At 71.2% G+C, this 20504-nt stretch carries 17 protein-coding genes and 1 tRNA gene; 16 read left to right on the forward strand and 2 right to left on the reverse strand.

Going from position 1 to position 20504, the window contains the following annotated elements:
- Nucleotides 1–186 precede the first annotated feature (186 nt).
- A complete protein-coding gene (locus AB0881_RS35215; protein ID WP_366624181.1) occupies nucleotides 187–930 on the forward strand; it encodes a helix-turn-helix domain-containing protein in 744 nt (247 codons plus the stop codon).
- 294 nt (nucleotides 931–1224) lie between these two features.
- On the opposite strand, the gene AB0881_RS35220 is transcribed toward AB0881_RS35215, so the two are convergent.
- Nucleotides 1225–1602 (reverse strand): helix-turn-helix domain-containing protein, encoded by a 378-nt coding sequence (locus AB0881_RS35220; RefSeq protein ID WP_366624183.1) that lies wholly within the window; start codon nucleotides 1600–1602, stop codon nucleotides 1225–1227.
- A gap of 157 nt (nucleotides 1603–1759) precedes the next feature.
- Between AB0881_RS35220 and AB0881_RS35225 the strand changes: the two genes are divergently transcribed.
- On the forward strand, nucleotides 1760–2680 hold the full coding sequence (locus tag AB0881_RS35225; RefSeq protein ID WP_366624184.1) for a zinc-binding dehydrogenase: 921 nt from the start codon (nucleotides 1760–1762) through the stop codon (nucleotides 2678–2680).
- Nucleotides 2681–3382: 702 nt separating this feature from the next.
- Nucleotides 3383–4723: a tyrosine-type recombinase/integrase gene (locus AB0881_RS35230; protein WP_366624186.1), complete on the forward strand. Its 1341-nt coding sequence runs from the start codon at nucleotides 3383–3385 to the stop codon at nucleotides 4721–4723.
- Between the two features lie 1355 nt (nucleotides 4724–6078).
- Here AB0881_RS35230 and AB0881_RS35235 read toward each other — a convergent pair.
- A tRNA-Pro gene (locus tag AB0881_RS35235) sits at nucleotides 6079–6155 on the reverse strand.
- A gap of 93 nt (nucleotides 6156–6248) precedes the next feature.
- Between AB0881_RS35235 and AB0881_RS35240 the strand changes: the two genes are divergently transcribed.
- The 13 genes from AB0881_RS35240 to AB0881_RS35300 all read left to right on the forward strand — a co-directional run bounded on the left by AB0881_RS35240 (nucleotide 6249) and on the right by AB0881_RS35300 (nucleotide 20503).
- Nucleotides 6249–7115 carry a hypothetical protein gene (locus tag AB0881_RS35240; protein ID WP_366624188.1) on the forward strand — a complete coding sequence of 289 codons (867 nt, stop codon included), beginning with the start codon at nucleotides 6249–6251 and terminating at the stop codon, nucleotides 7113–7115.
- Between the two features lie 113 nt (nucleotides 7116–7228).
- Nucleotides 7229–9106, forward strand: a complete 1878-nt coding sequence (locus AB0881_RS35245) for a SpoIIE family protein phosphatase (protein WP_366624190.1) — start codon at nucleotides 7229–7231, stop codon at nucleotides 9104–9106.
- Between the two features lie 23 nt (nucleotides 9107–9129).
- A complete protein-coding gene (locus AB0881_RS35250) occupies nucleotides 9130–10311 on the forward strand; it encodes an acyl-CoA dehydrogenase family protein (protein ID WP_366624192.1) in 1182 nt (393 codons plus the stop codon).
- The gene (locus AB0881_RS35255) at nucleotides 10308–11090 is read left to right on the forward strand and encodes an SDR family oxidoreductase (RefSeq protein WP_366624194.1); all 783 of its coding nucleotides are present in this window, start codon (nucleotides 10308–10310) and stop codon (nucleotides 11088–11090) included. Before AB0881_RS35250 ends, AB0881_RS35255 begins: the two co-directional genes overlap by 4 nt.
- 14 nt (nucleotides 11091–11104) lie before the next feature.
- Complete coding sequence (locus AB0881_RS35260) at nucleotides 11105–11722, forward strand: TetR/AcrR family transcriptional regulator (RefSeq protein ID WP_366624195.1); 618 nt, start codon at nucleotides 11105–11107, stop codon at nucleotides 11720–11722.
- 52 nt (nucleotides 11723–11774) lie between these two features.
- Nucleotides 11775–12929, forward strand: a complete 1155-nt coding sequence (locus AB0881_RS35265; RefSeq protein ID WP_366624197.1) for an acetyl-CoA C-acetyltransferase — start codon at nucleotides 11775–11777, stop codon at nucleotides 12927–12929.
- A 121-nt stretch (nucleotides 12930–13050) separates the two neighbouring features.
- Nucleotides 13051–14223, forward strand: coding sequence for an NADH:flavin oxidoreductase (locus tag AB0881_RS35270; protein WP_366624199.1), 1173 nt, complete (start codon nucleotides 13051–13053; stop codon nucleotides 14221–14223).
- A gap of 111 nt (nucleotides 14224–14334) precedes the next feature.
- On the forward strand, nucleotides 14335–15036 hold the full coding sequence (locus AB0881_RS35275) for a GntR family transcriptional regulator (RefSeq protein WP_366624201.1): 702 nt from the start codon (nucleotides 14335–14337) through the stop codon (nucleotides 15034–15036).
- A complete protein-coding gene (locus tag AB0881_RS35280; protein WP_366624203.1) occupies nucleotides 15033–16208 on the forward strand; it encodes an acyl-CoA dehydrogenase family protein in 1176 nt (391 codons plus the stop codon). The genes AB0881_RS35275 and AB0881_RS35280 overlap by 4 nt, the downstream gene beginning before the upstream one ends.
- A 6-nt stretch (nucleotides 16209–16214) precedes the next feature.
- Nucleotides 16215–17399: a CaiB/BaiF CoA-transferase family protein gene (locus tag AB0881_RS35285; RefSeq protein WP_366624204.1), complete on the forward strand. Its 1185-nt coding sequence runs from the start codon at nucleotides 16215–16217 to the stop codon at nucleotides 17397–17399.
- 112 nt (nucleotides 17400–17511) lie between these two features.
- Complete coding sequence (locus tag AB0881_RS35290; RefSeq protein WP_366624206.1) at nucleotides 17512–18441, forward strand: oxygenase MpaB family protein; 930 nt, start codon at nucleotides 17512–17514, stop codon at nucleotides 18439–18441.
- 43 nt (nucleotides 18442–18484) lie between these two features.
- A complete protein-coding gene (locus AB0881_RS35295; protein WP_366624208.1) occupies nucleotides 18485–19345 on the forward strand; it encodes a helix-turn-helix transcriptional regulator in 861 nt (286 codons plus the stop codon).
- Between the two features lie 147 nt (nucleotides 19346–19492).
- Nucleotides 19493–20503, forward strand: a complete 1011-nt coding sequence (locus AB0881_RS35300) for an aldo/keto reductase (RefSeq protein ID WP_366624237.1) — start codon at nucleotides 19493–19495, stop codon at nucleotides 20501–20503.
- Nucleotide 20504 lies beyond the last annotated feature (1 nt).

Here is a 20504-nt window from a genome sequence, read left to right on the forward strand (position 1 = left end):
AGGTGGTTGACCAGTGCCCGCACGTCGTACTCCGTGCACGGAGTCTTGTTGGAGAGCTGGTCGTCGTTGATGGGGCGGGCGACTGCCGCCATGGCCTCGGCAGCGTTGGACAGATGCGACATGGCGAGGAGACTAGGTGGCGCGTGCCAGAGGGGTATTGGACAAAGGCGACATACACTTTGCCGTGTGGGGCGGGACGTTCGTGAGCTGCGCGGTGCGTGGACCAGGTATCAGCGCCATACGTTCCACGACCCGTCGCCGGCGCTCGCGCCCTGGGTGGAGCGGTACTGGGAGGCTCGCTGGGACTACGCCGAGCCCTACCGGCAGAAAATCGTGCCGTACCCGAATGTGCACCTGTCATTGGGCGGCGGCCGTGCGGACGTCAACGGCGTGTGCAGCGGCTACCGGATCAAGATCCTCCAGGGCCGCGACCACGTCTTCGGTGTCGCGTTCCGGCCGGGCTGCTTCCGCCCGTTCCTCGGTGCCTCCGTTTCGACGATCACCGACCGCGTCGTCCCGGCGGCCGAGGTGTTCGGCCCGGACCTGCCCACGACGCTCGACGTGCCGACCGTGGACGCCTTCCTGCTGGAGCACCTGCCAGACGACGACCCCCGGGTACGCCAGGTGGTGGCCGCGGTCGAGCTGATCGTCCAGGACAAGGCCGTGACCAGGGTCGAACACCTCGCCGGCGAGCTTGGGCTGAGCATGCGGGGGCTGCAACGGCTGTTCGCAGAGTACGTCGGCATCGGGCCCAAGTGGGTGATCCGCCGCTACCGCCTGCACGAGGTGACCGCGCGCATGGCCGCCGGTGGGGCGATCGACTGGGCCGCGCTGGCGGCCGACCTCGGCTACGCCGATCAGGGCCACTTCATCCGCGACTTCAAGGCCATGTTCGGCGAGCGACCGACCTGGTACGCACAGCGGTACTAGCCCGCCTCCTCGGATCCGAGGGCGGGTCGCGTCCCGGCGGGGGGAGCAGGTGCCCGGCGGAGAGGGGAAGATGATCTCGCTGGCGTGGAATTCGGCGGTCTGGTTGTGACCGTGAGAAGCGGCAACGTTCGTGCCTGGGTTTGAGCGACGGTTGCAGGGCTGCTGGGGTGGTGATGTCGATGAGATTCAGTAACGGTGTGCTGGCGTTGAAAGGGTGAAGGGCGGACCCGCGGTGCGGTCCCGCCCTTGATCCCGTTACTTGACGAGGGCCGTTCGGCGTGCCCGCTGCTTCGATCAGCTGGGGTCGGTGATGGTGTTCTCATAGGCGTCGCGGGCTGCGAGGAGGGTGGGCATGTTCTGCTCCGCCCAGTGCCGGCAGGCGGCGATGAGGTCGAGCAGGGTGCGCCCGAGCGGGGTCAGTTCGTACTCCACTCGCGGCGGGACCTCGGCATAGACGGTTCGGGTGATCATTCCGTCGCGTTCGAGGGCGCGCAGAGTCTGGGTGAGCACCTTGGGTGTGGCGTGCCGGAGCGGGATTCGGATCTCAGAGAACCGTCGTGGTCCCTGCTCGAGGCATTGGATGATCATCGCCGACCATTTGTCGCCGATCCGGATCGGCATGATGCTGCTCGGGCAGGCCGGGTCGAACATGTCCGGGGCGAGCGGTTCCACTAGTACCCTCACGGTAGTTAGATACCTTTGAAGTAACCAGTATCTCATCGATACCTTCGCGGGGCGGTGCATCCGCCGCCTCACCTCTCCCCGATGCGAAGGACCATCCATGCGTGCTGTCCGGTTCCATGACTACGGTCCCCCCGACGTTCTGCGGGTGGACGAGGTCCCCGACCCAGAGCCCGGCCCCGGCCAGATCCTGGTGCGGGTGACCGCGGCCGGAATCGGCTTCGCCGACGTCCAGATACGGGCCGGCCTGATGCGATCGGTGCTCACCGACCTCCCGCTGCCGTACTCGCCGGGTTTCGAGGTGGCGGGCACGGTGATCGCCGTCGGCCCGGACGTCGACCCCGCACAGATCGGCCGGCAGGTGGTCGGCACCACCGCAGGCGGCGGCTACGCCGAGAAGGCCGTCCTTGCGGCGGCAGCTCTGTCGCGGCCCGGCACACTGGACGACCACACAGCCCTGGCCCTGCTCGGGCAGGGCACGACCGCGGTCGGGGTGGCCGAGGCCGCCGCCCTCCAGCCCGGAGAGACGGTGCTGGTCGAGGCCGCCGCGGGCGGCGTCGGCAGCCTGCTGGTCCAACTGGCCAAACACGCCGGCGCGAACGTGATCGCCGTCGCCCGGGGCGAACAGAAACTGGACGCGGCCAAGCGACTCGGCGCGGACACGGCGATCGACTACAGCACACCGGATTGGGGCGAGCGTGTACGGAAGGCGGCAGACGGTGGTCTCCAGGTGGTGCTGGAAACCACGGGCGGCCCGGTCTCCAAGACCGCCTTTGACCTTCTGACGCCCGGCACCGGCCGGATGGTGGTCTACGGAACGACAAGCGGCCAGGCACCGCAGTTCGACCCCCTCGACGTCTACCACCGCGGCCTCTCCGTCACGGGCTTCGCGTCCGCAGCGCTGGCACCCGAACACCTGGCCCGCCTGCTCAACCGCGCGTTCGATCTGGCCCGCACCGGCGAACTCAAGCCGATCATCGGCGCCGCCCTTCCGCTGGCCCAAGCCGCCGCCGCACACAAAGCGTTCGAAGAACGCACCACCATCGGCAAGACGGTCCTCACGCCATAACCCTCGGACCACCCGGCGCATGCCCTGGGGCTGAGCGCCGCGACCGGGACCGGCGCACGTGAGGCCCTGACAATATGACTGTGGTCACCGGACAGGCAGCGGGAGGCCGTCTTCGATTCCCCAGCTGGATTGAAGACGGCCTCTGAGCTTGTTCTTTAACCTCTCCGATCTTGGTGCTCGGTCATGGTGCGGCCGCGTTTGATGGTTTTGCCGGCGTCGTAGCGGGGTGCGGGTCTGCGATTGCGGGAGCCGGGTGGTCGCCCAGGTCCGGGTTTGCCTGGTTTCGGTGCTCTGGCAGGCTGCGTGGTGGCCGGGCGGATGTTCCGGAAGTCGCGTCGGACGCGAGCCGGGTGAGGCGGCTGGGGTGGAGGGGGCTCTCCCAGGGGCGGCGGAGGTCTGCGGCCAAGGGGCGGGCGAGCCGCAGTTGGGTGTGGGTGGCGATGATGATCCAGGTCCAGCGGTCCGCGGGCTTGGGGCGTGCGGAGTTTGGGGCAGGTCCAGCCGAGGGTCTGTTTGAACAGCCGGAAGGTGTGTTCCAGTGCCCCGAAAGCGTTCAACCTGCTTCCTTTGCGATCAGTTGAATCGATGAGAACATGCAGGTCAGAGGCCTAGAGTGGATGACGTGCAGTCATCCTGGATGCCGCCCCGTGGGCCACAGTCCACTAACGAGCCACTAACAAACGATCATTCGGGGGAGTGATCTTGGGGTACGCGTTCAAGCGCATCGACCGCCACGGCAGGCCGCGCTACACCGCCTGCTACGAAGACCTCGAGGGCAAGATCACGTCGGCAGGGACCTTCTCCTCCAAGAAGGAGGCCGACAAGGCCTGGCAGCGCGCCGAGGCCGAGGTCGGCAAGGGCCGCGACGTCAACCTCAAGCGAGGACGGCAGACCTTCAAGAAGTACGTCGAGGAGACCTGGCTGCCCAATCACGAGGTCGAGCCGAGCACCATGCAGAGCTACCACTACTCGATCTACAAGCACGTCATGCCCGAGTTCGGCGCGATGCGGATGATGGACATCCTCCCCGAGCACGTCCGGGCGTGGATCAAGAGCATGAAGAAGAACGGCGTCTCCGCCGCGACCATCCGTTACAACAAGGTGGTTCTCAGTGCCATCTTCACCACCGCGCTGAACGACCAGGTGACCTACATCCACCCCTGCAAAGGAGTCCGCACCCCCACCGTCCCCGGGAAGCCACTGGAAATCATCAGCCCCGAGCAGTTCGACGACCTCTACCACGCGCTCCCGGACGCCGACTCCAAGCTCCTCGTCGAAACCGCCATCGAAACAGGCCTCCGCTGGGGCGAACTCACCGAACTCCGCGGCCGCGATCTGAAAACCCGTTCCCGTCTCCTGACGATTAGTCGCGTCGTCGTGGAACTCAACCCAAAGTTCCACCCCGAGGGCAAACGCTTCCTGGTCAAGGAATACCCCAAAGACAAAGAGTGGCGCCGCTTCAAGCTCAGCGACCAGATCGTCACCAAACTCGAAGACCACATCGTCGAAGAGCAGCTCGGCACCGACGGGCTCCTGTTCGTCTACCAGCCGGAAGCTTTGGTCGAACAGTCACCCGTCCCTCTCGACCCAGGGGAACTCGGCTGGACCGAAGAGAACGCCAAGGGACGTCGATACCGGCACGGCACGCTGAGCGCCTACAACGCTGCCACGTGCCGCTGCGACCACTGCAGACGAGCCTTCGCCGAGTACCGGGCCCGCCGCCGAGCACACGGTAAAGACAACCCCCGCGAACCCCGCCGGCGCGAGACCGACGGCCACATCCCAGCGAACTGGTTCCGCAACCGGATCTGGAAGCCCGCCCTAAAGAAGGCCGACCTGGACGTCAAGGTCCGCATCCACGACCTCCGCCACGCGCACGCATCCTGGCTGCTGGCCGGCGGCGCTGACCTCCAGGTCGTCAAAGAACGCCTCGGCCACGGATCCATCTCCACCACCGAGCGCTATCTGCACACTCTCGACGACGCCGACGACACCGCCCTCGCTGCTTTCGACAAGATCCGCAGCCGCCGCCGCACCGATTGAGAATGCAAGGCGCTGTCTGGGAATCCCCGTCATCATGCCGTGCGCAGTAGTGGCAGCGCCGCCGGTGAGGCGCCAGAAGGGCGCTCAGCTCAGCGCCTATCCAGCAGTTCTGCGCGTAACACCAGGTGGGTTCGCTGGGGTTGGAGGGTGTTGACAGGGGCCTCGCCGGGGATGGACCGAGGTTGCCACCAAGAACGGATCCTCGAGCGCTGGCCACTTTACGAGCGGCCCCCGCTCGCGCGGGGAGAACGGATCCCGAGGGACTCGCCCCGGGGGCAGCGACGGACCACCCCCGCTTGCGCGGGGAGAACACTTCGCGACCTGCGCCTATAGGAGGGCGTTACCGTTTTGAGATGGTGTGGTTGGTGAGTGCGGGCGCTTCATGGGGTGAGCTTACGGTGCCACCCCAGGACAGGCTCCCCTGGTGTGATGCGAGAGAGGCGCCGACCCACTTGTTCTATGGCAGGCGCGGTTGGTTCCGGCGAGGAGGCAGTGGGTAACCGGCGGACTGATGAGGGGCGCAGCAGCCGAGCTTGGCGCGTGATGTCGTCAACCTTGTCTCGTTTCCACGTGTCAGCCCGGTAATTCGTCAGGATGCAATCCGGACCACCTCAGCCTGCGCGGAGAGAACGTCCCGCCCGCCCCGGACGTTGTCGCGCCGGGCGGCCTCCTCTGCTTGTGCCCGAGAGACCACTCCCTGACCCGTATCTCTGCGGCCGTTGCTGCTGTGGCCTGTCGGTTGGACTTCTCTGCGGATGCGTCATGGAGGGAGGCCATGGCTCGGTCGGTTTCCGTGGAACGGTCGAGCAGGCGTCTGTACTCGACCGTCGACGGAGCATCGCGCCGGGCGGGAAGGCAGTGGGCCTTCCTCGTGGGGCGCCGGTGGAGCCCCAAGGAGCCGGGGAGGAGGGGGCGGCGCGCTGGGCGGGTGTTCATCGCGGGTGCCGGCGGGTGCTGTGTGATCGTGCTGGGTGTCGGAGTTGAACACATGATCACGCTGGGTCCGGGTGACAGATGAGTGACAAACGATCACTGACGTGATCGTGGACCCGCGTGATCATCGTGTAGACCTGCGAGAACTTGGAGCGGGCGACGGGAATCGAACCCGCGTAGCCAGTTTGGAAGGCTTCAGGTGCTGCCTGTGGGTGTTGCGGGCGGTCGGCGCTTCGGGCTCTCGGTGGCGGCGGGTGAGTGAACACGTCAGGGTGACGATCGTTCTGGTTCTATCTCGTTGGGTGCCGTGTGAACCGTCTGAGTGTCAGGGGTGACGGTCGGATCCGCTAACGAATGGCTAACAAACGATCAAGAGGCCACGTTCTCAATCTTGAGAACTGGCCTCTGACCTGCGTAAACGCTGGTCGGGACGGCGGGATTTGAACCCACGACCCCTTGACCCCCAGTCAAGTGCGCTGCCAAACTGCGCTACGTCCCGGTGCCCGGTTGAGCGGGCGTGATTACTGTAGCGCAGTCTGAGGGCGGGTGCGTACTCGGTTGTGGCGGGCCGGGATCTGGTAGGGATGGCCGGGTGAGCGCGTTGCGTGCGGGGATGGTCGTCGCCGGTGTCCTGGTGCTGGGCGGGTGCGGGGGCGGTGGGGCCGTGCCGGTCGAGAGGGCGGAGAGTCCGGAGGCTCGGGTGAGCGAGACGGAGGCCCGGCCGCGGCCGAAGGTGCCGGAGGGGGTACGGGCCGGGTACGTGGTGTACGACTGGAAGGCCCGGAAGGTCGTGCTGCAGGAGGGGGCCCGGCGGACGTTCCGGTCGGCCTCGGTGGTGAAGATCCTCATCGCACTGGACTTCCTGCGGCGGGAGAAGGCGTCGGAGGGGGATCTGGCGTCGCTGCGGCCGATGCTGCGGTCGAGTGACGACAAGGCGGCCACGGCGTTCTGGAACAGGGGCGGCAAGGGGGCGATCATCGAGCGGATGGTGCCCCGGGCGGGCTTGCGGGACACGCGGCCGCCGCCGGCGGACAAGCCCGGGTTCTGGGGGTATGTGGCGCTCAGTGCCATGGACGTGGCGAGGACGTACCGGTACGTGCTGGAGGAGGCTCCCGAGGAGCACCGGGAGCTGATCATGGGGGAGTTGCGGCAGGCGACGCCCTGCGGGACCGATCGGTACGACCAGTACTTCGGGATCCCGCGGGCGCTGCCGCGGCCGTGGGCGGTGAAGCAGGGGTGGTCCGGGTTCGGGGACGTGCCCGCGGTGCCCTGCGAGGGGGAGGCGTACCGGCCCGCGGCGGCGGATCTGGGGCTGGGACGGCCGGTGCTGCACACGACGGGGGTCGTCGGGGACCGGGTCGTGGTGGTGCTGACGCTGCATCCGGCGGGTTCGTCGTTCGGTACCGCGGCGCGGCGGTTGACGGCGTTGACCAAGCAGGTTTATCAGGCGGCGGGGTAAAGCGGCGGCGCTGACCCTGTTAGCGGGCGGCAAAATAGGGCGTACGGCGTGCGAGGGTCGAATAGCGGACCCCATAGCCTTATATACGGTTCTTCCTTTGATGGGGGATTCGTGTGAGGGAAACCGAGAGCACGCCGCTGATACCGGAACTCGCCGATCTGCGCGGGGCCGCGCGCGAGCGCGCGATCCTCGCCGAGGCGCGGGTCGTGCTCGCCGGGCGGCTGGGCGTGCAGCCCGATGAGGCGCTGCAGCACCTGATCTGGCTGGCCCGGGACCTGGACGTGGGGCTGGAAGAGGCCGCCTCGATGGTGACCGGGGTGCGGGGCGGGCGGAACGCGCCGCCGAAGGCGGAGGAGACGGCCACCGGGGCGCACGCGGCGATGGCGGCGCCGCGGGTGGTGCCGAGCATCGAGGCGTTCCCGGTGCCCGAGGCCGATGTGGCCGAGGACGCCAAGCTGCTGGAGGAGCTGCCGGACGATCCCGAGGCGCGGGCCGTACTGGACGCCTCGATCGATTCGGCCGCGCACCTGGTTCCGGTAAGGCACGACGGGAAGGTGCTCGATTTCCTTTATGCGCGTTTGAATGCGGCGACCCGTGACCTTTTCGGTCGCGGTGCCGAGGAACTGTCCGGCCAGCGGTTGCTGCGCATGGATCCGGGCTCCGCGTTGCTGGGGCTTTTCGCGCGGTACGTGGAGGTCCTGGAGACCGGGGAGCCGTACGAACGGGGCCCGTTCGAGTTCTCGACCGCGCAGGAGGGGGTGACGCGGACGTCCCGGATGGCAGTGCGATGCGTGGCCGTCCAGACCGGCGTCTGCGTGACCTGGCACTACCTGGACGACGAGGACCGGCTGCGGCGCCGGCTGGAGCGGGCCGGGCGGCTGGCGGCGCTGGGGTTCGCCGAGTACGACCTGGCGACCGACCAGCTGCAGTGGACGCCGCAGATGGCGGCGAACTACGGGCTGCGGCCGGGGTCGGCGCCGATGCTGGACGAGCTGTCCAAGGTGGTGGTGGACGAGGACCGTCCGCTGACCGAGGAGCGGTTCCAGACGATGCTCTCCCGGCAGGAGCCGGTGGAGATGGAGCACCGGGTGGTCACGCCGGCGGGGGAGCAGCGGCATCTGTGGGTGTTCGCCGAGCCGGTGTTGGACTCGGCCGGGCGTCCCGTGACGGTGAATCTGCTGTCGCAGGACATCACCCGGCGGCGGGGGATCGAGCAGGCGCTGGCGGAGACCCGGCGGGAGATCCTGCGGCAGCAGGCCAGGGCGGCGCAGGAGCGGCGGGTGGCGGTGACGCTGCGGCGGGCGATCCTGCCCGCGCCGGAGGAGCTGCCCGATCCGGAGGGGCTGCGGCTCGCGGTGCGGACGCTGGTCGCGGGGAGCGCGGAAAGGGTCGGCGGCGACTGGTTCGCGTGCAAGCCGCTGCCGGGCGGGCGGACGCTGCTGGCGATCGGCGACGCTGCGGGGCACGGGTTGCCCGCGGCCGCGGCGATGGCGCGGACCCGCAACGCGCTGCTGGGGCTGGCGTACACCGGGCAGGTCCCCGGGCGGCTGGTGGGTTGGCTGAACGAGATGGTCGGCGAGCTGGAGGAGGAGCGGGCGGCGACCGGGACGGCGCTGGTGGCGCGGTACGACGCGGCGGACAGGGTGATGGAGTGGGCCTCGGCGGGGCATCTGCCGCCGATCCTGGTGCGGGGCGGCGGGGCCGTGCAGCTGAGGGTGCGGCCTGATCCCATGCTGGGCGCGCTGCCGGCGTGGGACTACTCGACGGTCTCGTCCCGGCTGGAGCCCGGCGATCTGGTCGTTCTCTACACCGACGGGCTGGTGGAGCGCCGGGACGCCGATCTGGAGGAGCGCCTCGAGCGGCTGACCGAGCTGCTGGGACGGTGCGGGGACGACCCTCAGGAGGTGCTGGAGACGGTGCTGGACCGCATGGGGCACGACCCGAGCGCCGACGACACCACCGTGTTCGTGGTGCGGGTCGATTCTTTCTAACAACTGTTTGGTAGAGTGCCCGCGTGGAGCAGAACGAGACCCCCGAGGACCGGGCGTTCCGGGCCGAGGTGCGCGACTGGCTGGAGACCAACCTCTCGGGCGAGTTCGCGCACGCCCGCGGGCTGGGCGGCCCGGGCCGCGAGCACGAGGCGCACGAGGAACGGCTGGCGTGGGAACGGCACATGGCCGCCGCGGGCTGGACGTGCATCGGCTGGCCGGAGGAGCACGGCGGGCGCGGCGCGACCGTCGAGCAGCAGGTGATCTTCAACGAGGAGTACGCCCTGGCCGACGCCCCCGCGCGGGTGGGCCACATCGGCGAGAACCTGCTCGGCCCGACGATCATCGCGTTCGGCACCGAGGAGCAGAAGAAGCGCTTCCTGCCGCCGATCGTGGCGGTCGAGGAGCTGTGGTGCCAGGGCTACTCCGAGCCGGACGCGGGATCGGACCTGGCGAACGTCCAGACCCGCGCCGAGCTGGACGAGAAGGGCTGGAGCGTCTCCGGCCAGAAGGTCTGGACGTCGCTGGCCATGGAGGCCGACTGGTGCTTCGTGGTCTGCCGCACGGAGCCGGGCTCCCAGCGGCACGCCGGCCTGTCGTACCTGCTGGTCCCGATGCGCCAGGACGGCGTGGACATCCGGCCGATCATCCAGATCACCGGCACCTCGGAGTTCAACGAGGTGTTCTTCGACGGCGCCCGCACCGACGCCGGCAACATCGTCGGCGCGCCCGGCGAGGGCTGGAAGATCGCGATGGCCACGCTGGGCTTCGAGCGCGGGGTGGCGACGCTGGGGCAGCAGGTCGGGTTCCGCCGCGAGCTGCAGGGCGTCATCGACCTGGCCCGCCGGACCGGCGCGATCGACGACCCGCTGCTGCGCGACCGGCTCACCCGCTCCTGGATGGGCCTGGAGATCATGCGGCTGAACGCGACCCGCACCATGGCGGGCGTGGCGGCCGGGGCGCCCGGCCCCGAGTCGTCGATCTCCAAGCTGGTCTGGGGGACGTGGCACCGCGAGCTGGGCGAGCTGGCCATGGACGTGCTGGGCGCCGCCGGGCTGGTCGCCGAGGGCGAGCCGTACGACCTGGACGACTGGCAGCGGCTGTTCCTGTTCTCCCGTTCCGACACCATCTACGCCGGGTCGAACGAGATCCAGCGCAACATCATCGCCGAGCGGGTGCTCGGCCTGCCACGAGAGGCCCGTTCATGACGCCCCCGCCGCCCTACCCCGAGGCCCACGGGCTGCTCCGCGACAGGGTCGTGGTGATCACCGCCGCGGCCGGCGCCGGGATCGGCGGCGCCACCGCGCGCCGCGCCCTGGAGGAGGGCGCCCGGATCCTGATCTCCGACGCGCACGAGCGGCGGCTGAACGAGTCGCTCGCCGCGCTGGAGAAGGAGTTCGGCGCCGACCGGGTCGCCGCGCTGCCGTGCGACGTGACGTCGGAGGAGCAGGTCCAGGCGCTGTACGCGCTGGCCGTCGAGAAGTACGGCCGGATCGACGTGGCGGTCAACAACGCCGGCCTGGGCGGCACCGCCGACCTGGTCGACATGGAGGACGACGCCTGGGACCGCGTCCTGGACATCACGCTGAACGGCACCATGCGCTGCACCCGCGCCGCGCTGCGGATCATGCGGGAGCAGGGGGGCGGCGCGATCGTCAACAACGCCTCGGTGATCGGCTGGCGGGCGCAGAAGGGCCAGTCGCACTACGCGGCCGCCAAGGCCGGGGTGATGGCGCTGACGCGCTGCGCCGCGCTGGAGGCCGCCGACCACGGGGTGCGGATCAACGCCGTGTCGCCGTCGCTGGCCATGCACCCGCACCTGGTCAAGGTGACCTCCCAGGAGCTGCTGGACGACCTCACCAGCAAGGAGGCGTTCGGACGCTACGCGGAGCCGTGGGAGGTGGCGAACGTTATCGTCTTCCTGGCGAGCGACTACTCCTCGTACATGACGGGCGAGGTCGTCTCCGTCTCCAGCCAGCATCCGTAAGGAAACCATCCACCATGAGTCCACGACGGCGCGACGCCGAGGGAACCGCGGCCGCGCGCGCTGAGCGGCGGGCCGAGCTGCTCGGCACGGCCGCGGAGGTGTTCGCCTCGCAGGGGTACTCCGCCACCACGGTCCGGCAGATCGCCGACGCGGCCGGGATCCTGGGCGGCAGCCTCTACTACCACTTCGATTCCAAGGAGTCGATGGCCGACGAGATCCTGTCGACGTTCCTGGACGAGATGTGGGCCGCGTACGACCGCGTCCTGGAGGCGGGGCTCGGCGCCCGCGAGACGCTGGAGGCGCTCGTCGTCGAGTCGTTCCGCTCGATAGACCGCCACCGGCCCGCCGTCGTGATCTACCAGAACGAGTCCAAGCACCTGGCCGCCGGGGAGCGCTTCAGCTACCTGCGGGACTCCCACGGCCGCTTCGAGCAGATGTGGACCTCGGTGCTGGAACGGGGCGTCAAGGAGGGGGCGTTCCGCTCCGACCTCGACCGGACCCTCGTCTACCGCTTCATCCGCGACACCGTCTGGCTCGCGGCCAACTGGTACCAGCGCGGCGGGCGGCTGTCCGCCGACGACATCGCCAAGCAGTACCTCGCCATGGTCCTGGAAGGCATCCAGGCGACCTAGAACGAACCGGAACCCGTACGACCCCGTACGACCCGTACGAAGGAGACCCCCAATGGCCGAGGCCTACATCGTCGAAGCGGTCCGCGCGCCGGTCGGGAAGCGCGGCGGCGCGCTGTCCGGGGTGCACCCCGCCGACCTGGGCGCGCACGTGCTGACCGCGCTGATGGAACGCTCGCAGGCCGACCCGGCGGCGGTCGAGGACGTGATCTTCGGCTGCGTGGACACGGTGGGCCCGCAGGCCGGCGACATCGCCCGCACCGCGTGGCTGGCCGCCGGGCTGCCCGAGGAGGTCCCGGGCGTGACCGTGGACCGCCAGTGCGGCTCCTCGCAGCAGGCCGTGCACTTCGCCGCGCAGGCCGTCCTGTCGGGCACCTCCGACCTGGTGGTGGCGGGCGGCGTGCAGAACATGTCGCAGATCCCGATCTCGTACGCGATGACGGCCGCCGAGCCGCTCGGCTTCACCGAGGGCCCGTTCGTGGGCTCCAAGGGCTGGGTGCGGCGGTACGGCGACGGCGAGGTGTCGCAGTTCGCCGGCGCCGAGATGATCGCCCGGGACTGGGACCTGTCCCGCGAGGAGATGGAGCGGTGGGCCTACAACTCCCACCAGCGGGCGATCCGGGCGATCGACGAGGGCCGCTTCGAGCGCGAGATCGCCCCGATCGACGGCCACGGCACCGACGAGGGGCCGCGCCGCGACACCACGCTGGAGAAGATGGCGGGCCTGAAGACGCTGGTCGAGGGCGGCCGGCTGACCGCCGCGGTGTCCTCCCAGATCACCGACGGTTCCGCGGCGCTGCTGGTCGCGTCCGAGCGGGCGGTGAAGGAGCACGACCTCACCCCGCGGGCCCGGATCCACCACATCTCGGCGCGCGGCGAGGACCCGATCCGCATGCTGTCGGCGCCGATCCCGGCCACCGCGTACGCGCTCAAGAAGGCCGGCATGAAGATCGACGACATCGACACGGTCGAGATCAACGAGGCGTTCGCCCCGGTCGTGCTGTCCTGGCTGAAGGAGACCGGCGCCGACCCGGAGAAGGTCAACCCCAACGGCGGCGCGATCGCGCTCGGCCACCCGCTCGGCGCCACCGGCGCCCGGCTGATGACCACGCTGCTGCACGAGCTGGAGCGCTCCGGCGGCCGGTACGGGCTGCAGACGATGTGCGAGGGCGGCGGCCAGGCCAACGTCACGATCATCGAGCGCCTCTGACCCGGCCCGAGCCGGACGTACGCGGCGCGCCCGCCCTCCTCGGGGGCCTGGGCGGGAGGGCGCGCCGCGGCCCCGCCCCCTGTTCCGGACACATCCGCCCGGACGTACCGAGGAGACAGCCATGGCCCCCGACGTTCTCGCGCCCGCCAGGCTCGGCCCGCTGACGCTGCGCAACCGCGTGATCAAGGCCGCCACCTTCGAGGGCGCGACGCCGGACGCGCTGGTCACCGACGAGCTGATCGAGTACCACCGCCGCCCGGCCGCGGGCGGCGTCGGCATGACGACCGTCGCGTACTGCGCGGTCGCGCCCGAGGGCCGCACCGAGCGGCGGCAGATCTGGATGCGGCCCGAGGCGGTGCCGGGGCTGCGCCGGCTCACCGACGCGATCCACGCCGAGGGCGCCGCGGTGTCGGCGCAGATCGGGCATGCCGGGCCGGTCGCGGACGCCAAGTCCAACGGCCTGCCGGGACTGTCGGCGGGACGCTTCTTCAACCCGATCGGGATGCGCTTCACCAAGCCCGCCACGGCCGCCGACATCGAGCGGGTGACCAGGGCCCACGCGACGGCGGCGCGGCTGGCGATCGAGGCCGGCTTCGACGCCGTTGAGATGCACTTCGGGCACAACTACCTGGCCAGCTCGTTCCTCAGCCCCAAGCTCAACAAGCGAAAAGACGAGTTCGGCGGCGCCATCGGGAACCGGGCCAAGGTCGTGCGCGGCATCGCCTGCGCCGTCCGGGACGAGGTCGGCGACCGCATCGCGGTGACCGCCAAGCTCAACATGCGGGACGGCGTCCGCGGCGGGCTGGAGATCGACGACAGCCTCCAGGTCGCCCGGTGGCTCCAGGAGGACGGCACGGTCGACGCGCTGCAGCTGACGGCGGGCAGCTCGCTGCTCAATCCGATGTACCTGTTCCGCGGCGACGCGCCGGTCCCCGAGTTCGCGGCGAACTTCCCGCCGCTGCTGCGGTTCGGCATCCGGACGTTCGGCAAGGGCTTCCTGAAGGCCTACCCGTACAAGGACGCCTACCTGCTGGAGCACGCGCGGCGGTTCCGGGCCGAGCTGGACCTGCCGCTGATCCTGCTGGGCGGCATCACCGGCCGCGAGTCGATGGACCTGGCGATGGACGAGGGCTTCGAGTTCGTGGCGATGGGGCGGGCGCTGCTGCGCGAGCCCGACCTGATCGGCCGGATCGCGGCGGACCCGGCGACGCGATCGCTGTGCATCCACTGCAACCGGTGCATGCCCACCATCTACACCGGCACCCGCTGCCCGGAGATCCCCGCGGTGACGTGAGCCCCGGCGCGGCGGACGGCCCGGGGCACCGGGGGCCGGCCTCTCGCGCCATGATCGCATTTCATATATTTTGTTCCCGACTCCGCGCAGGACGGCACGGGAGGCGACGACATGGCACCTCCGGGCGACCGGGCCCTCGGCCGGCGCCGCCAGCTCGGCGACGAGGTGGCCGCGTACGTGCGCGACCTCATCATGTCCGGCCAGGTCAGGCACGGCGAGTTCCTGCGGCTGGAGCGGATCGCGGAGGACCTCGGGGTCAGCGTCACGCCCGTCCGGGAGGCCCTGCTGTCGCTGCGCGGCGAGGGGTTCGTGACGCTGGAGCCGCGCCGCGGGTTCATGCCCGCGCCGCTGACCCGGCAGGACGTCCAGGACCTCTTCGAGGCGCAGGCCTACCTCGCCGGGGAGCTGGCCTCCCGCGCCTCCGGGCACCTCGGCGCGGACGGGCTGGCCGCCCTCGGCCGTACCCAGGAGCGGCTCGAACGGGCGTCCGAGGCCGGCGACCCCGAGGGCGTCGAGCGCGCCAACCACGAGTTCCACCGGGTGATCAACCTCGCCGCCCGGTCGCCGAAGACCGCCTGGCTGCTGCAACTGGTCGTCCGGTACGCGCCGCGCCGCTTCTACGCGAGCATCCACGGCTGGAACCGGGCGTCGGTGGACGACCACCACCAGGTGCTCGCGGCGCTGCGGGCCGGCGACGCCGAGGCGGCGCGGCAGGCGATGGGCGCGCACATCCGGCACGCGGGCACCCTGCTGGTGGCGCACCTGGAGGGCCAGGGGTTCTGGAACGGGGACGACGGAAGGGACCGATCGTGAGCAGGTTGCAGCAGACGCACGGGCTGACCGACGAGCAGCGCGAGATCCTGGCGACGGTGCGGTCGTTCGTGGACCGGGAGATCCTGCCGGTGGCGACCGAGCTGGAGCACGCCGACGAGTATCCGCAGGCGATCGTGGACGGGATGCGCGATCTCGGGCTGTTCGGGCTGGTCATCGACGAGGAGTACGGCGGCCTCGGCGCGTCGCTGCTGACGTACGCGCTGGTGGTGGAGGAGCTGGCGCGCGGCTGGATGAGCGTGTCGGGGATCGTCAACACCCACTTCATCGTCGCCTGGATGGTCGCCCACCACGGCACGCCCGAGCAGAAGGCGCACTACCTGCCGAAGATGGCCGCCGGCGAGATCCGCGGCGCGTTCTCGATGTCGGAGCCGCACTGCGGCTCGGACGTGTCGGCGATCCGGACCCGGGCCGTCCCCGACGGCGCCGACTACCTGATCACCGGGCAGAAGATGTGGCTGACCAACGGTGCCTCGGCCGGCCTGGTCGCCACGCTCGTCCGGACGGACCCGGACGCCGGGCACAAGGGCATGACCACGTTCCTGGTGGACAAGACGCCCGGGTTCGGCGAGGTCGCGCCCGGCCTGACGATCCCCGGCAAGATCGAGAAGATGGGCTACAAGGGGGTCGAGACCACCGAGTTCCTCTTCGACGGGTACCGGATCCCGGCCGCGCAGATCCTCGGCGGCGAGCCGGGGCGCGGCTTCTACCAGATGATGGACGGCGTCGAGGTCGGCCGCGTGAACGTGGCCGCGCGCGGCGCCGGCATGGCCCTTCGCGCGTACGAGCTGGCCCTGGACTACGCCCGCGAGCGCGAGACGTTCGGCAAGCCGATCGCCGAGCACCAGGCGGTGCTGTTCCGGCTCGCGGAGATGGCGACGAAGGTGGAGGCGGCGCACCAGATGGTGGTGATGGCGGCCCGCCGCAAGGACTCCGGCGAGCGCAACGACCTGGAGGCCGGGATGGCGAAGTACCTGGCCGGCGAGTACTGCAAGGAGGTCGTGGAGGCCTCGTTCCGGATCCACGGCGGCTACGCCTACTCCAAGGAGTACGAGATCGAGCGGCTCTACCGGGAGGCGCCCATGCTGCTGATCGGCGAGGGCACCGCCGACATCCAGAAGATGATCATCGGCCGCCGGCTGCTGGAGGGCTGAGCGCGGATGCTGCCGCTCGAAGGGATCACGGTCGTCGCGCTGGAGCAGGCGGTGGCCGCGCCGTTCGCCAGCCGCCAGCTCGCCGACCTCGGCGCCCGGGTGATCAAGGTGGAGCGGGTGGACGGTGGCGACTTCGCCCGCGCGTACGACTCGGCCGTCAAGGGCGGGCTCGGCACCCACTTCGCCTGGCTCAACCGGTCCAAGGAGTCGGTCGCGCTCGACGTGAAGCGGCCGGCGGGACGGGCGATCCTCGGCGAGCTGATCGCGGGCGCGGACGTCTTCCTGCAGAACCTCGCGCCGGGCGCGGCGGCGCGGATGGGCCTGTCGGCGGCGGAGCTGCGGGCGGCCGACCCCCGGCTGATCGTGATCGACATGTCCGGGTACGGGAGCGGCGGGCCGTACCGCGACAAGCGCGCCTACGACATGCTCGTCCAGGCGGAGGCGGGGCTGATCTCGGTCACCGGCACGCCCGAGACGCCGGTGAAGGCCGGTTCGCCGCTGGCCGACATCGCCGCCGGGATGTACGCGTTCTCCGGGGCGCTGGCGGCCCTGGTGCGGCGCGGCACCACCGGCGAGGGCGCGGCGATCGAGGTGTCGATGTTCGACGCGGTCGCGGAGTGGATGGGGCAGGCGCTCTACACGACGCTCTACACGGGGGCGCCGCCGGCGCGCACCGCGCTCGGCCACCCGGTGATCGCGCCGTACGACGCGTACCCGACCGCCGACGGCGCCGACGTGGTGATCGGCGTCCAGAACGACCGCGGCTGGGCGGCGCTGGCGGCCGGCGTGCTGGACCGCCCCGACCTGGTGGACGATCCGGAGTACGCCACCAACCAGGCGCGGGTCCGCAACCGGGCGGAGGTGGACGCGCTGGTCGCGGCGGTGACGTCGGCGACGCCGCGGGAGGAGCTGCTGCGCCGGCTGGACGCGGCGGGCGTGCCGAACGCCACCCTGAACGACGGGCACGGCCTGGCCGCCCATCCGCAGCTGGCCGGCCGCGACCGGTGGCGGGAGGTGGGCTCGCCGGTCGGCGCGCTGCGGGCGGTGCTGCCGCCGATCACGTTCGCCGGCGCCGAGGCCCGGATGGACCCGATCCCGGCGCTGGGCGAGCACACCGGGGCCGTGCTGGCCGGTCTCGGCTACGGCGCGGAGGCGATCGCCCGGCTGCGGGCGGACGGGACGGTCGCCTGACCGGTCACGGGCGCCGCACGGGGTGTCCCACGTCACATTGCAAGTGAGCACTTACTGCGGCACCGTGGAGGACCGGTAAGGATCAAGCCTCCCGCGTCCGAAATGAGGTTCCATGGCCACCGAAGCAGCCGGTCGCGTGCCCGCGAGCGAAGGGGCCGCCGCGCCCGCGCGGCCCGTCGCCGCCGTTCCCGGCGGCCGGATCGTGCGGGCCGGCGGGCCGGGCGGCGCCCGCCAGGCCGCGCACGCGGTCGACAACGCGCTCAGCTGGTTCGCGCTGAGCGCCGCCTCGGCGAACGTGGTCATGCAGCTGGCCCTGCTCCCGGTCGGCCACGGCGTGGCCAAGAGCAAGGTCGACAGCGGCCGGATCGACAAGCACCCGATCAAGCGGCTGCGCACCACGCTCAGCTACGTGGTCGTCGCCTGGCACGGCACCGACGAGGAGCGCGAGCTGCTGCGCAAGGAGGTCGACCGCCAGCACCGGCAGGTGCACTCCGGGCCGGGGGAGAAGGTCCGCTACAACGCCTTCGACCGCAAGCTCCAGCTGTGGGTGGCGGCCTGCCTGTACCGGGGCACCGAGGACGTCCTCACCGCCCTGTACGGCGAGCTCGGGCCCGACGTGCTGGACGCGCTCTACGCGCACGCGTCCCGGCTGGGCACCACGCTCCAGGTCCCCGAGGACATGTGGCCGGCCGACCGCGCGGCCTTCGAGGAGTACTGGAAGGCGACGGTCGGGGAGCTGGAGATGGACGGCCTGACGCGGGCCTACCTGCGGAGGCTGGTCGACCTCGGGTTCATGCCGGCCCCGCTGAGCCGGGTGTTCGGGCCGTTCAGCCGGTTCGTCACGCTGGGCTTCCTGCCGCCGGAGTTCCGGGCCGAGCTGGGGCTGCCGTGGACGCCCGCGCAGCAGGCGCGCTTCGACCGCTTCACCCGGTTCGCGGCGGCGCTCAACCGGGTCATGCCCCGCGCGCTGCGCACGTTCCCGTGGAACCTCTACCTGCGCGACACCCGCAGGCGCCTGCACAGCGGCCGCGCGTTCGTCTGATCCGCCCCGGCGGCCGGAGGCCGGGCGCGGCTATCGTGGCCGTATGCCCCATGCCTCCCCAGCCGGCCGGCGCCGCGAGGAGCTGCGCGACTTCCTGCGCACCCGCCGCGCCCGCCTCCGCCCCGCCGACGTCGGGATGCCCGAGGCGGGCCGGGGCCGCACCCCGGGGCTGCGGCGCGAGGAGGTCGCGGTGCTCGCCGGGGTCGGGGTGTCCTGGTACACCTGGCTGGAGCAGGGCCGCGACATCAAGGTCTCCGACGGCGTGCTGGACGCCGTCGCGGGCGCGCTGCGGCTGGACGAGGCCGAGCGCGAGCACCTCTACCTGCTGGCCGGCCTCAACCCGCCCGCGCGGGGCGCCGAGGACGGCGGCGGCGCGGCGGCCGTGACCCCCGAACTGCGGCGCGTCCTGGAGGCCTGGTCGCCGCGCCCCGGGTACGTGCGCGACCGGCACTGGAACTTCATCGCGGTCAACGACGGCGCCAGGGCCGTCTTCGGGTACGGCGAGAGCGACCGCAACTGCCTGGTGATGTTCTTCACCAGCGCCCGCTACCGGGCCCTGCACGCGCACTGGGACGAGGCGGCGCGCGGCGTGGTGGCCCGCTTCCGGGCGGACGCGGCGCGCTACCCCGACGATCCGGAGTTCGGCCGGCTGATCGACCGGATGCTGGCCTCCAGCCCCGAGTTCGCCCGGCTGTGGGCCCGGCACGAGGTGTCCGCGGGCGGCCAGGTGGTGAAGGCCGTCGAGCATCCCGAGGCGGGCACGCTGGTCTTCGAGACGACGCTGCTGCCGCTGGCGGGCCGGCCCGGTCTCCACCTCGTCCTGTACAACCCGCGGCCGGGCAGCGGCACCGAGGCCCGGCTGGAGCGGCTGATGGAGGGCCCGCGCCTGGTCGAGGCCGGCTGAGGCGGTCCGAGGCGGGCCGGCGCGGTCTGAGGCGGGCCCCGCGAGGGTGGTGGTGCCACACCCATGATGAACGGACTCTGCCGGACCCGTCCGATCTCGTCCAGGATCGTCGGTATGACGAACGACGGCACCAACGACACGCACGCCATCGCCCGCCGCGACTTCGCCGGAACGCCCGTGGGCGCGGTCGGGCTCGGCTGCATGGGGATGAGCTGGGCGTACTCCGCGTCCGAACGCGACGACGACGCCTCGGTCGCGCTGATCCGCGAGGCGCTGGACCTGGGCGTGACGTTCCTGGACACCGCCCAGGTGTACGGGGACGGCCACAACGAGGCGCTGGTGGGCCGCGCGCTGGCCGGCGGCCACCGGGACCGGGCCGTGCTGGCCACCAAGACCGGGCTGGTCGTCGACCGCGCCGCCGCCGGCGGCATGCGCCGCGACGGGCGTCCCGAGCATGTCGGGCGGTCCGCCGAGGAGAGCCTGCGGCGCCTGGGGACCGACACCATCGACCTGTTCTACCTGCACCGCGTCGACCCCGCCGTGCCGCTGGCCGAGACCTGGGGCGCGATGGCGGAGCTCGCCGCCGAGGGCAAGGTCCGCCGGCTCGGGCTGTCGGAGGTCACGGTGGCGCAGGCGGCGGAGGCGCACGCGATCCACCCGGTCGCGGCGATCCAGTCGGAGCTGTCGCTGTGGACGCGGGACGCGATGGGCGCCCCGGGCGGCGGCGCGGGCGCGTTCTCCGGCGACAGCACCGCGGGCGAGGGGCCGGGCGACGTGGTCGGCTGGTGCGCGGCAAACGGCGCCGCGTTCGTGCCGTTCTCGCCGCTGGGCCGGGGGTTCCTCACCGGGACCGTCACCGCGGCCGACTTCGAGGACACCGACTTCCGGGGCCGCAACCCGCGCTTCCAGGAGGAGGCGCTGAAGGCCAACCTGCGGATCGTGGACGTGGTCCGCGCGGTCGCGGCGCGGCACGGCGCCACCCCGGCGCAGGTCGCGATCGCCTGGACGCTCGCGCAGGGCGGGCACGTCATCCCGATCCCCGGCACCAAGAAGCCGCGCTACCTGCGCGAGAACGCGGGCGCCGCCGCGGTGGAGCTCACCGCGGCCGACCTGGACGAGCTGGACGGCGTCCCGCCGGCGGTCGGGAGCCGGTACTGAG

It is taken from the genome of Spirillospora sp. NPDC029432 (genome assembly GCF_040703975.1).
Classification (GTDB): Bacteria; Actinomycetota; Actinomycetes; order Streptosporangiales; family Streptosporangiaceae; genus Spirillospora.

Coding starts and splice junctions, on each gene's coding strand:
- AB0881_RS35255 (WP_366624194.1), top strand. CDS start 10,308: ATGACGCCCCCGCCGCCCTACCCCGAGGCCCACGGGCTGCTCCGCGAC.
- AB0881_RS35260 (WP_366624195.1), top strand. CDS start 11,105: ATGAGTCCACGACGGCGCGACGCCGAGGGAACCGCGGCCGCGCGCGCT.
- AB0881_RS35265 (WP_366624197.1), top strand. CDS start 11,775: ATGGCCGAGGCCTACATCGTCGAAGCGGTCCGCGCGCCGGTCGGGAAG.
- AB0881_RS35270 (WP_366624199.1), top strand. CDS start 13,051: ATGGCCCCCGACGTTCTCGCGCCCGCCAGGCTCGGCCCGCTGACGCTG.
- AB0881_RS35275 (WP_366624201.1), top strand. CDS start 14,335: ATGGCACCTCCGGGCGACCGGGCCCTCGGCCGGCGCCGCCAGCTCGGC.
- AB0881_RS35285 (WP_366624204.1), top strand. CDS start 16,215: ATGCTGCCGCTCGAAGGGATCACGGTCGTCGCGCTGGAGCAGGCGGTG.
- AB0881_RS35290 (WP_366624206.1), top strand. CDS start 17,512: ATGGCCACCGAAGCAGCCGGTCGCGTGCCCGCGAGCGAAGGGGCCGCC.
- AB0881_RS35295 (WP_366624208.1), top strand. CDS start 18,485: ATGCCCCATGCCTCCCCAGCCGGCCGGCGCCGCGAGGAGCTGCGCGAC.